This is a genomic window from Stenotrophomonas sp. GD04024 (genome assembly GCF_029837545.1).
Lineage (GTDB): Bacteria > Pseudomonadota > Gammaproteobacteria > Xanthomonadales > Xanthomonadaceae > Stenotrophomonas > Stenotrophomonas forensis.
The window spans coordinates 1-12,897 of sequence record NZ_JAOEDV010000103.1 but is presented as its reverse complement, the minus strand read 5'-3'; the positions used below and the strand labels follow the sequence as shown (position 1 = coordinate 12,897).

At 39.9% G+C, this 12,897-nt stretch carries 11 protein-coding genes; 9 read left to right on the top strand and 2 right to left on the bottom strand.

From position 1 onward, the window contains the following. A protein-coding gene (locus N7590_RS20345) for an IS3-like element ISAba22 family transposase (RefSeq protein ID WP_279935839.1) occupies positions 1-1,145 on the bottom strand; the annotation gives its coding sequence in 2 pieces (ribosomal slippage) (positions 1-887 and positions 887-1,145; 1,146 coding nt annotated over the 2 pieces). This gene is flagged as partial in the annotation. Positions 1,146-1,271: 126 nt separating this feature from the next. Here N7590_RS20345 and N7590_RS20340 point away from each other — a divergent pair. The 9 genes from N7590_RS20340 (at position 1,272) to N7590_RS20300 (ending at position 11,497) form a co-directional block, all read left to right on the top strand. Then, positions 1,272-4,289 (top strand): hypothetical protein, encoded by a 3,018-nt coding sequence (locus tag N7590_RS20340; protein ID WP_279935838.1) that lies wholly within the window; start codon positions 1,272-1,274, stop codon positions 4,287-4,289. Between the two features lie 122 nt (positions 4,290-4,411). Next, complete coding sequence (locus N7590_RS20335; RefSeq protein WP_279935837.1) at positions 4,412-7,204, top strand: hypothetical protein; 2,793 nt, start codon at positions 4,412-4,414, stop codon at positions 7,202-7,204. 635 nt (positions 7,205-7,839) lie between these two features. Further along, on the top strand, positions 7,840-8,013 hold the full coding sequence (locus tag N7590_RS20330) for a hypothetical protein (RefSeq protein ID WP_162900306.1): 174 nt from the start codon (positions 7,840-7,842) through the stop codon (positions 8,011-8,013). Between the two features lie 86 nt (positions 8,014-8,099). Then, positions 8,100-9,188 (top strand): DUF6685 family protein, encoded by a 1,089-nt coding sequence (locus N7590_RS20325; protein ID WP_005005924.1) that lies wholly within the window; start codon positions 8,100-8,102, stop codon positions 9,186-9,188. 12 nt (positions 9,189-9,200) lie between these two features. Beyond that, the gene (locus N7590_RS20320) at positions 9,201-9,707 is read left to right on the top strand and encodes a hypothetical protein (RefSeq protein ID WP_005005926.1); all 507 of its coding nucleotides are present in this window, start codon (positions 9,201-9,203) and stop codon (positions 9,705-9,707) included. After that, complete coding sequence (locus tag N7590_RS20315) at positions 9,700-10,242, top strand: hypothetical protein (protein WP_005005928.1); 543 nt, start codon at positions 9,700-9,702, stop codon at positions 10,240-10,242. The genes N7590_RS20320 and N7590_RS20315 overlap by 8 nt, the downstream gene beginning before the upstream one ends. Further along, entirely contained in the window at positions 10,239-10,610 is a 372-nt protein-coding gene (locus N7590_RS20310) for a hypothetical protein (RefSeq protein ID WP_005005929.1), read from the top strand. The genes N7590_RS20315 and N7590_RS20310 overlap by 4 nt, the downstream gene beginning before the upstream one ends. Positions 10,611-10,619: 9 nt before the next feature. After that, positions 10,620-11,039 carry a hypothetical protein gene (locus N7590_RS20305; protein WP_000145713.1) on the top strand — a complete coding sequence of 140 codons (420 nt, stop codon included), beginning with the start codon at positions 10,620-10,622 and terminating at the stop codon, positions 11,037-11,039. 5 nt (positions 11,040-11,044) lie between these two features. Beyond that, a complete protein-coding gene (locus tag N7590_RS20300) occupies positions 11,045-11,497 on the top strand; it encodes a hypothetical protein (protein ID WP_005005931.1) in 453 nt (150 codons plus the stop codon). Between the two features lie 300 nt (positions 11,498-11,797). Here the strand turns inward: N7590_RS20300 and N7590_RS20295 are convergent. Continuing rightward, positions 11,798-12,888 (bottom strand): IS4-like element ISAba1 family transposase gene (locus tag N7590_RS20295; RefSeq protein WP_100607965.1). Its coding sequence is split into 2 segments (ribosomal slippage): positions 11,798-12,348 and positions 12,348-12,888, totalling 1,092 coding nucleotides; the frame shifts between segments, so codons are not numbered across the junction. Positions 12,889-12,897 lie beyond the last annotated feature (9 nt).

Sequence of the window (12,897 nt, the reverse complement as noted above, 5' to 3'; positions counted from 1 at the left end):
GTCTTCGGCCATTTGATTTGGTGTCTTAAAACCCAAACCCTTTTGAATTCTTCGATGATTATAAAATAATTCAATGTATTTTATAATATCTGCTTTGGCTTCTTCTCTGGTTTGATAGTTGTAATGATGCACTAACTCATTTTTCAGTATTCCCCAAAAGCTTTCAATCGGTGCATTATCGTAACAGTCTCCGCGCTTGCTCATTGAACCTTGAAAACCATATTGCTCAAGTATATTTCGATATTCATGGCTGCAATATTGACTTCCTCTGTCTGAATGCACAATCAGTTCTTTGGTTGGTTTTTGATTGTGAATAGCCATATTTAGCGCATTACAAACAAGCTGTGCTGTCATGCGCTCATTTAAGCTATAGCCAACCACTTGTTTCGTGTAAAGGTCTTTTACCGCTGCTAAGTACAGCCATCCTTCAACAGTCCATATGTACGTAATATCACTTGACCATGCTTGATTTGGTCTAGTCATTGAGAATTGTTGCTCCAGCAGGTTTTCATAGATCGCTCGATTATGGTCACTATTCGTAGTCCTTTTAAAACGCTTGTGTCGCTTACAATACAGGTGGTTCAGCGCTTTTATCTGACGTACAGCGTACATACTCATTTTTATGCCCTGAGCTTGTAAGTATTTGGTTAATCGAATATAACCATAGCTCTGCCTTGTCTCCTCATGGGCTATTTTCACCAATATCGTCTGTTGATTTCGTTGAATCGTTCTTTTGCTCACGCCTCTCTTGAGCCAATCATAAAAACATGAAACTGAAACATGAAGTAATCGAGCCATTAAGGTAATTGGAAAAGAATATCTTTTTTGTTTCATATAGGCGTACCTTACTGACTTTCTTTGGCAAAGTACGCTGCTGCCTTTTTTAAAAATTCACGTTCCATTTCAGCTATTTTGAGCTGTTGTTTGAGTTTTTTATTTTCTTCGAGTAGAGCGTTTAGATCAGGTGAATACTGTTTTGTACCTGCTAAAGTTCCAGCCTTTGCTTTGGTATTCCAATTTGAAAGAGTTTGCATTGAAATGCTAAGTTGTCTAGCTGTTTCCGAGACATTGCCTTGATTGGCTTCAATTAATTTGATGGCTTCAGCTTTAAATTCTGTGGTGTAAGTCTTGTGTTTCTTGCTCATGGTAAACTCCTGATGAGTGTGTTTAGTTTACCAAGTTAAAACCTCCTGTTTTTTCAGCACACATCAGATTATTGCGATTTAGAAACAGTATCGGACGAACATACGTTTGTCACAAAAACTGGTGCAATGATTACGATCATCGAATATAAGGGGATTAAGAGTTTAATTAGTGGTGATGCATTCAGCCGTCAAATTGGTTTGATGACGAGCAACATGCGTAACTACTTCAAAGACCGTGGACATACGATTCATCTAGCGTTCAAAGTAGACCATGAGACGCCATACGCGATTCATGACTTGAACACCATGCAAAAGGCGACCACGGCGCGTTGTGCGATGAATCTAGACATCATCATTGATGAAATGACAGAAACCATTTCAGGCGGTGTATTTAACGAAAGCTGTTATATCGCTTTAATCTCTGAGCCAACCTTACTATCGCCAATCGATAAAGCTCAAGACTCAAAAAACCGTAAAAAGCTACTGTCGCAAATTACAATGCCAAGTACGGTCAATGCTCAAGACATGCTTAAATCATCGGACAGCTTATACGTACACCATGAGTCTTTTGTCTCACAATTCTTAAACTCACTCTCAACTGAAGAATTTCCAGCAATCTATGAAGTATTGAATGTTATTGAAGCTGGTCTAACGATTAAAAAACAAATTGCCTCACATTCAACTTCAGATGACTTCACCTTGTCTGTGCCGATGTTGAATACACGCTTACCGATGCGTTGGAAAGAAATACCATCAGAACATGATGCGTCACACGTTTTGTATCAACCGATCTCAGAACAACTCATGACGAATGCGATCTTACCTGGTACAAGTCAAGGTTCATTCTATCCAGTGGGAAGTGTTATCACTGACGGCGTTGTATATGCGCCATTGATGGTAGATATATATCCAGCTAAGACGAATACGTTTGAAACGCTATTCCGCTTACTACACCAGGCCAAAACGCACGACACTAACGGTAACATCCGTTCTATCCCATATGCGGTGAGTTACTGTATTACTGGTGATGGTATGGCTGGAACCATGATGAAACGCACGTTATCAAGCGTTATTCACTTTATGACGGCACAAAACAAAGCCATTCGTAATGCTGGTAACATTTTGATGGCCACTAAAAATGACCTAGATCAAGTAGACACTGTTGCTGGTCTGCAAATGACCATGATGACATGGGCACCGAATACCGAAGATGGTGTAAACATTCTTGTAGGACGGCGCCAAAAGCTTTGGAAGAGTTTTGAAGCGTGGGGCGGTGCAAAAGTCATGGAACAGGCTGGCGATCCTATTTTGACTTGGGCATCACATATACCGGGCTTGATGGTACGTAATCACGCACCTATTTCACCAGCACCGTTGTTTGATGTGTTCTACATGTTACCGCTGACACGTATTAACTCACCATTCCATAAAGGGCATCAGCTCAACAAAACCTTAGACGGTAAACTGATTATTCTTGATTCGTTCTCAAATGAAGTGACTGTATGGACGACTATTAACATTGGTAAACCGGGTACGGGTAAATCGGTCACAATGAACAAAGGCATGCTTGAGGACATCATGATGCCTGGTAACGAACGTATCCCGTTGACCTATATTGTCGATGTGGGTGAGTCAAGCCGTGGGTTAGTAGAAACAGTGCAAGATTCATTGCCTGAAGAGCTACGTCACTATGCCATCTATAAGCGTATTAAAAACTCAAAAGAAGAAGCGATTAATCCGCTTGAATTCAGTATGGGCTTACGCTACCCGTTGAACTACGAAATGCGTCAAATGACAGCGTTTTTAAGTTCATTGGTAACACCGCCTGAATTGAAAGGGCAACCAGCCAAAAACACTTCTGACGTTATTGGTGCGGTCCTACGCCGTACATTCTATTTTGCTGATGATACGAATGCTGATCATAAAGCACGTAAGTACATGCGCTTTGCAGATCCAGAACTAGATCGCATCATGGAAAAACACGGACTGATTGAGCCACATTCTGAACAAGGTAAGGATATTTCTTATTACGCTCTACGTGATCTTTTCCATTCAATGAATGAGATCCGTGGACGCACGTTGGCTCACCGTTACGCAATGCCGACTATTGGCGATATGATTGAAACACTTTCTGATTCATCAATTTTAGATGTTTGGAGTGATGTTCATATTGATAATGAACGAGCACTGGACTTTTTGGCGCATCAGATTATGGCTGCACAAAATACCTATCCAGCATTCTTCTATCACACCAACTTTGACATTGGTAACGCTCGTGTAGCTTCTATCGACTTAAACGAAGTTGCGACATCATCAGATCCTAAAACTACATCGCTATTCTTCCAGATTGTACGGATGTTCATTAAACGTAAGTTCGCCGTGAGCCGTGACGATATTCCAAAATTCCCACAAGCTTATCGTGAATATGCAACCCAACTGATTAATGAGCTTCTTGAAGACCGCAAAATTATGTCTTATGACGAATTGCACGTTGCGAAAGGCGATCCAATCCTATTAGAAGAATTGGCTGAAGACGCACGTACATTGCGTAAATGGGGTGCTCGTCTTAACTTGGCATCTCACAAAGTAGAAGACTTTAAAGACTTGGTGGGCTTTGCTACGGCGTATGTGATTGTCGATCCTGGTACACGCGAATCTCGTGAAGCTATTCGTGACAGCATCGGTCTAACTCAACTAGAAATGGATGCGCTTGGTTCAGGTAACGTAGGTTTCTCAGATCAAGGCTTAACGTACTTCAGTAAAATTAAACTCGAAAAAATGGAATGTTCGGGCTTATATACCGTTTCACTTGGTCCAATCCTTTTATGGTCACTCAGTACACATCCCGATGAACGTGCGCTCCGTAACTACACGTATGACCTTATCGGTGAACGTGGTAAGGCGTTGAAGGTCCTTGCACAATTCTATCCAAAAGGTGCGAAGAACCAGATTAAGACACGGCGTACCATGATTGAGAAAAATGCCAAAAATAAAGGCACGGACTTTGACGAAAACAAAGCAACTGCTTCAGTGATTTCTACCATGGCACAAGAGATGGTTGTTGAATATCAACGCTATGAACTTGAGCAAAACATGAAGAAAAAATTACTGAACCAACGTAAGTCTGAAGCTGTTTCTTCTTAACTCCAATCAGCTATATAGATTTGCGTTAATTGGTATATACATTGAAGTGCTTGGATATGGGTAAGGTCGTTAAACAACGACTTTGCCTATTATCCTGAAGATAAAAGAGTAGGTCGCAAAGTATGGCTTCTACACAAAAATACGGCACACAAACAAAGTTCAGACCTAGTTCGCTTAAGCGTGATACACGATCAGGCTTAGAGAAAATCCATTTAAAACTTACAGCGCCAGACGGCGCTAATTATTTGGTTGGCGTTCTTGGTGCTATTGCAGTTATTTTGTTTGTTGTTCCGTTTGGCGGTGAGATATTTATAGGGATCGCGTATTACCTATTAAAACGCTACACACATCCGAATGATTACTTTTTTGAGTGGCCATTCCGTGCGCCGTTGCATTCAAACTCACTGGATGCGTCAACTGACATTACATCACGCGTAAAAGATGACGTACTGGACAATCCAAAAGCCTTTTTGGAATACGCACGTACCAATCGCGATAAGCTACAAGGTGAGGGTGTGACTTACCTTGGTCGTTGCCGTGAAACTGGTCTACCTGTTTATGCATCCAACTCCGATGACCGTACACATCAAATTGTGTTAGGTACTACGGGTTCGGGTAAAACAGAATACATGCTAGGTAACTGTGCCAACCAGTACGTACAAAACTCAGGTTATATCTTTGTAGACGCAAAAGGTGATACCAAGGCTCAACAAGACCACTATCGTTTATGTAACCGCTTTGGGCGTAATGAGGATCTATTAACGATCAACTTCATTACCTCAGGTCGTAACATGCTACGTGCACAAACCGACAAGATGACCAACTCAATGAACCAAATGAGCAACACCAGCTCAGGGATGTTGATTGAATTCTTGATCAACTTGCTTGATGACTCAGGCGGTGGCGGTGGTGACATGTGGAAAGGTCGTGCGATGGCCTTTATCGCTGCACTTACACGAGTTTTGGTCTATCTACGTGACAATGGCTTCATTCAGCTTTCACCAAAAGTATTCACGCAATACATGGAACTTGAAGCACTTGAAGAATTGGTATTTTGTCATAACGATAAATACGGGATTGACTTTGAACGTGTGGCTGAACAGCTTCAAGGCTACCTCGTTTCATTACCTGGTTATTCAAGCAACCCTAAAAAGTTAAAGAAACAAGAAACCAAAACCCGTGAGCAACACGGTTATATCACCATGCAGTTAACCAAGGCGATTAACGACTTGACGTTTAACTATGGTCACATCTTTGGTGTAGAGCATGGCGGTGATATTGATATTTTTGACGTTGTACTTAACCGCCGTATCTTAACTGTGCCATTACCAGCTCTTGAGCGTTCACCAGACTCACTCAAAATGCTCGGAAAATTAATCATTGGCTCAATTAAACAAATGATGGCTGGTTCCCTTGGTAACAAAATGGAAGGTTTACGCCGTGCCATTATTGACGCACGACCAACCAACGCCTCTACTTCATTTAAGCTATTTTTGGACGAATGGGGCTACATCGTTATTGTCGGTGCTTCGGTTTTACCAGCTCAGGCACGTTCGCTTAACTTCTCTATTACGTTCGGTGCTCAAACATTTGAAGATATTGAACGTGGATCTAAAGAGGAAGCAGCTGCTACATGGGGTAACACGACCGTTAAAGCCATTGGACGTACTACTTCGGGTGCTGAAAGTACAACATACAAATTGGTTGATGGTTTTGCTGGTGAAGAGTGGCAAGGTAAAGTTAACTCAATCAATATGTATCAAGGTCTAGTATTCAACCGTTCGGTACCACAAACAGAAGTCCAGTTCGCCAAAGAAAAACGTGTGACAATTGAACAAATTGCCGGACAGCACAACGGCGAATTTACCTTGCTCATATCAACTAAAGGGGAAGGTGGTAAAACTTCAGACGTTAAAATCGTATCAATGTTGGCGTTCTATGTGGCTGGTGATCAACCCAAGTACTTACGCTTAAATGACCTTTGCCCAATCTTCAATATCCAAAAATCTGAAATCTACGATCCTACTTTAAAAATTGAAGACTTCATTCATGAGATTGAGGAAAAACACACGCTACTGACAGACAACAATTCATCTGCCAATGTCACGGCGCTTGGTGATTTTGAGATCTGCAGAAAGCTCAATAACACCTTGTACGAAAACAACAACACGGTAAAAGACTTTACTCAAGATTTTGTACATCAGATTCTTGAAGCAAGACGTCTTGAATCCATCACACCTGAAGGGATGGCACCTGGTCAAAGAACAGTAATGTCTTCGTCCACGGCGAAAGGTGAAATCTCCAAAGAACAAAAACACCGTGAAAGTATTGTTTCAGCACAAAAAGAAGCAAACATTAAAGACCAGATTATTGAGAAGCGAAAACAGTTCCAGTACTTCGGTAAAGATTCTGACATTTCACCTCAAGTAGAAGCTGGTGCTTACAACAATGCGGATCTTGATGCTGAATTTAATATCTATGGTGAACGTATAAGCGAACCTGAACAGGCTCAACAGGAAAGTGATGTTGAAACTGTGACTCGCGCCGTTATCACACCAATGAACCTAGACAGCTACTATGATGAATTGAAAGAGATCCTAACAGGATATGACTTAACCGTTGCGCCAATTACTGAATATCAGCTTGTTCAGATACCACGCCATGTAAAACCTGAAGATCAGACACAATACATTGCGGAAAACAAAGCCAGTCTTGATCAAGCCATCTCACATAGCACTAAAAATGAAATGGAATTCGTAGAACAACAGTATGCAGCTAAGTTTGAAAAAGCTTTGATGAAAAACCCGTTCTCGCACGAATGCGTTACTTTTGAAAAATTGTTGGTGATACTTGGTTCAAAAGGTTCTTCAGCTTCATTACGATCAGGCATTACAATCAAAAAAAAGGATGACTAAACGCATCCATGTAGAAGACATAAGGCTGGTTATCCAGCCTTTAGTTTTTTTGGGTGAGCTGTTTGTACTTAATACGCCTTAATTCATCACTCGGCATGTATTGGGCTATTTCATATTCGCTCTTATACGGCGTTTCATTGAATATGGCCAATAACAACAACTGCGACAGCGGAATGGCTTCAGGCACCATCATTTCGATTAAGCGAAACTTTTCAGACGCATTCACATCAAATGCAACCAATAGCGCCGTATATGGAATGTGGCGATCTGCAAGTGATAAATCGGGGTAAATAGGTTGGTCCTAGTGCTAACGTTTGAAAGTCATACATATTCAAGCAAGAGATAGCTTTAGGTACATTGGATAGGTTCACGGCGTAAGATTCAATGTTTGAACACATATTGGCATCCAGTTTGGTTTTAACCCTAGTTTAGATGCATTTTAATATAATAACTTAGTTTTAACGTGCATATTCTTAAACATAACTAAACCACTTCTTAAAACCTTGTTTTGTTTTAGGCTTAATCGGTATATACCATTTCATAAAAAGTTTAATGAACTGTGTTTTACCCTTTACAATCCTTAATACATCAATTAAATTGCCCTTAAATCACATCCAATATACAGGATATAGGCAATGACTAAAGAACAGCTAGACGACTTACAAACACTTGGAATGACTGACTATAAAACACGTTTACACGTTAAAGGTGTGCGAATTGTTGAAGTGCAACAGTACTCAAAGTCTGTCGATAACAACGCCGTACAACCACTTGCAACTAATACCACTCAACCGCAATTCTTAAATTAATTTTCCAAAAAAATACTTATAAGCACTTTCTGTATTAATATATCTTTATTAGTTTTAATAAAGCATTAATCAATGGAGTGCTTAAAATGTTAGACACTTTACTTTCGGTATTTTCAGCAAAACATAAGCTTTATAAGAATCTCAAGTTAAAACCCTTTATTGATACCCGTTTAGTCAATTCTGACAGCATCGCCATGACCGATGTTTTCCCTTTTCATCAAATCAAAGATTCTCTTTGTATGACTGGTATATCTCCTACTAATTTTGTACCAGGCAAAAACATTGTTTTGAATCCACATGCCAAAGATAACGATTCCATCAGCTACCTTGGTCAAGATACGCAAAATCATAAGCCGTTCTACATCTCTACCTTTGCTGAAGAATTGGCTGAAGTATTTAATCCGATTTTTGCAGAAATCATTCATCTTGAAACACCATGCTTACTTGACCTATCTGAAATTGGGGGCTTCTCAAATTCCAAGTCGGATTTAAGCCAGTACCGTAGCATTGATGATTTTGTAAAAAACGCATGCCCTGATTACATTAGTGATGTGAGTATGGAAAATTTAGATCGAATGTTGTTATGGCCAGAAATCCGTTTATTGAACTCTCCAGATACAACCACTGATCAATTTTTTATCTATGGCTGGAGTCCTAAGATTTTTGTTCAAAATGCTGGTGGATCACATCACATGGCTGCTGCACATTACTTGGCTAAGAAACTGAGCCAATGTGTGCCGATTCAAAGCAAAGTAAGTTTGAATCTAATCTCAAATAAAGCACTTCAAAACTTTGATTCAAAATACGCTGCGTTCGCCGTACCAGATGATGCATTGATTGATATGGGGAATGATTTATCAGAATCAGGGCTTGAATATCAGCTGGTGTTTTTCCGTGAACGTGAAGTTAATTTTATCTTCTTCAAAAAGAATGATCAGAATGCCCGTGTTATTTCGCTATTCAACAATCTGCATGCTTCATTGAATGGTGCATTAAAGACGGCGGTTCAAGCGCAATTCAAAAATGAAGCACTACTCACCATCATGAGTGCTAACCTCTCTGATACATCAAAAGATCAATTTTTTAGCACACGCCCTCACTTGGCTGAGATCTACAATCACGTTCAAAACGAAGTTTGTTTGAGTGGTCCTAAACCGACTAGCCCGACAATCTAAGGGGTAGGGAATATGGATCACCAATCATCAACTACACCACATGCACTCATTCTCGGTCTGACACTTGAACAGGCCATTTCTGTTTTAGCAAAGAAACCCGTTGATGCTACCCACTACAACTATCTTGAAGATGACGAGTACAACACCTACGTCATGATGAAACCTGAGTGGACTAGTCTCAACAAACATGCCTACCTACATGTAGATGGCTTAACCCATGAGCGTAAATGGATGTTTATGCCGAATGCTTCAGGTGAGTACAACTTACTAGAGGGCTGTATTGACCTGTTTGAACTTAACCAGGCCATCGAACAGCAATATCTTGTGTTTGAACAATTCCTGAATAGCCACGGCGCACCGTTCCGCAAAGTTGGTGAGAAGTTTTCTTTTGTCACTCAACTTCTCTTTGATGCATGGGTGATAGATCCAGAACGTGCGATTCAAAAACTTCATGAGATGAAGGAAACAAAAATCTCATTACAAGTGCCTTTGCTTCATGGGGATAGTCAGCATGATTGATACGCAAAATACTAATGAAAACATTGCTTCAGAAATTGAAGCTCGTAGCGCTTTTGAAAATAGATACGGCGTGGTCGGTAGTCTGTTGGCCAGTGGCAATTATTCTTCTTGGGTGCATCAGGCGAAATGGGAAGCTTTTCGTGATGGTTGGATGCAAAGTGAAGTAGAAACTAAAAAATCTATCTATCAAATGCAAACACCAGCCATCAGCGATGACCAATTGGAAGTGGAAAAATTACTGCAGTTGCTCGATGACTTTTGGAATAAGAAATGGGGCGATTGGAAATCATCTGCAGATATGGTGGCGCAAGGTGAGGCAAATGCCTATGAACATGCGAGAGGATTGCTTGAAACGGCGATAAAACAAGATGAAGCCACATGCCAGTGGTTACGCAATCAATTGGCAACGATTCAAACTGAATTGGATGCTTTTATCACATTCGTTAATGAACACCTTGTTTACCATGAAAGTGATGGTCCAGATTTAATGTCGAAGATCCAGAAGCTCAAACATTTGATAAAGGTTAAACCATGATTACGGTTCAAATAGAGATGTGTGGCTTTGGGATTAAACGGCGTTGGGAGTTTGGAGATCCGCGCCGTGCGCCAATTACAGTTTTAGAAATGGGCTTCATTAAGGTTTGTAAAATGCGTGGTGATAGCAAACTGGTTGAGTTCATGAGGGGTTATGCAGACGACAAAGAATTCAACTGGCATCCCAAAGTTCGCATTGCACGTAGAAAAGCAGAACGTAAAGCCTATTCGTACTATGACAACCACTACAAACAGCAGATTAGAGAACTTTTCGATCGCCAAAATGTAGACCGTCAAAAACAATATGAATTGGAACGCCAAAACAAAGCGTTATTGGCTGTTATTGAACTTAAAAAAGAACAATCGTAGGTATATACCATGACGGGAATTGAATATTTTCAGAAGTATGGCTGGAGTCACGCCGTCCAGTCCGTTAGTCGAATTCCAAGTGAATACAACGAATATTCACCAGATCTCAAAACTGTTGTTGTAAACGGCAACTTTCGTTATGCGATGGCTGCGGAAATCAGCAAAAAGAAAACTGAAGTCTATGTTACTGAGCTCAAACAAATCATTGAGAGTGAAAAGCTACTAGAAGACTTCTTTAACTTGAATCTGGTTGGTATAGAAAAAGGCTTAAGTAATGCTAAGCGTGAAATGCAAGACATGGAAGAACAGGGGATTGTTGAATTCAACCATCGTTTTGATGACGACCTGACTTGCACCACGGAACGCATGAAACTTGCCATCGCTCAAATAGACCATCTTTATCAAAACAACATTACAAAAAGTGAGTAATGCCCATGTTAGAAATGTTCCAAAATCAAACCATGCGATATATCTCTATTGCCATTGGCGTGATTAGTATCTTTATATTCCTATACCTACTTAAACTCGGTGAGGGGCTTGTCATTAGCCTTATGGTTGCTGTGTTCATATGTGGTTTGAGTTTATTCAAACTGAAAAACTACTATGAAAAAAATAACCCATACATCAATGCAGAACACCTTGCTTGGCTGTATGGTGAATTGCAAGAATATGACCAGGATCTATTCACAACTGTCAGCAATCTGACCAAGAGTACTGGACGTTTAGAATTGAGCCAGCTTAAATCAATCCGTAACCGCTATGCTTCTTCCATGAACGAAACTCAACTACAAGCATTGGCCAGTGAACATACTGAAGAAAGCAAATATCGCTTAGACCAGTACAACTACTCAATTTATGTGATGGATGAAATCATTAATCAATATTAATGGCTGTAATCTAATGGTGAGAAATATGAGTCAGCAAAAACAAATTAAGCAAAAAGTGAAGCTTTTAGATATATCCCCTCTATCCGCTTTTTTTGGATTTTAATGTCTGAACTCTCAGTCGTTTATGCGTTTTATTCGCCCTTATATGATGAATTATCGGGTGCCAACCTGATCATCATTCTTCATGCAATCTCTATTAACATCGCCGTGTTATATATCTGCTATACGCGGTATCAAATGTATAAAGAGCTACAAAACTATTGAAAGGTTTATAAAATGAACCTCTGTACACGACAAATTTCACAGAACCCTTATCCTATCAGGATTCTGCCTTCTTAAAATTGCCAAAATTTCCTTAAACTCTTCTTTTTTCCCAAAACCAATTAAACGCTGAATCGCCATTTGAACATAGTCTAAACCATAGCGAAATAAACTCATTGAGAGTCGTCCATGCTTCTTTATTTTTATCGCTTTTTTTTGATCATGTTGCCATTCACCCGTTAAGTAACACCAACAGAAGCTTATAGCTAACACCGCAATCAATTTTTTCACTCGTCTAGGGTCTGTCAAGCGCGTATTTTCAAGATTAAACCCGCGTCCTTTGAGACAACTGAATAAGGTTTCAATTTCCCAGCGTAATGCATAATCCTGAATAGCATTGGCATTAAACTGAGGAGAAACGACGAGTAAAAGCTCTCCATTTTCTAACTGTAGTGCACTTATATATAGTTTCACCCGACCAACCAAAATCCGTCGTTTACGACATTCAATTTGACCAACTTTAAGATGGCGAAATAAATCACTAATTTTATGATTCTTTCCTAAATGATTGGTGACAATGAAGTTTTTTTAACACGAATGCAGAAGTTGATGTCTTGTTCAATTAACCATGTAAACCACTGCTCACCGATAAACTCTCTGTCTGCGAACACATTCACAATACGGTCTTTACCAAAAATGGCTATAAAGCGTTGAATCAAAGCAATGCGCTCTTTCGTATCTGAATTTCCACGTTTATTAAGCAATGTCCAAAGGATAGGTATCGCTATTCCACGATAAACGATTGCGAGCATCAGGATATTAATATTTCGTTTTCCCCATTTCCAATTGGTTCTATCTAAAGTCAGTTGCACTTGGTCGAATGAAAACATATTGAAAATCAACTGAGAAATTTGACGATAATCAAAATACTGACCTGCAAAGAAGCGCTGCATACGTCGATAAAATGATTGTGGTAAGCACTTGATGGGCAAGGCTTTAGATGCAGAAGAAAGATTACATGTTTGCTTTAAAATAATCACAAGCATGATGAGCGCAAAGCACTTTAAATGTGACTTGTTCCATTTTAGAGATTTGTTTAAGATAAGATATAACTCATTGAGATGTATCATAGTATTCGT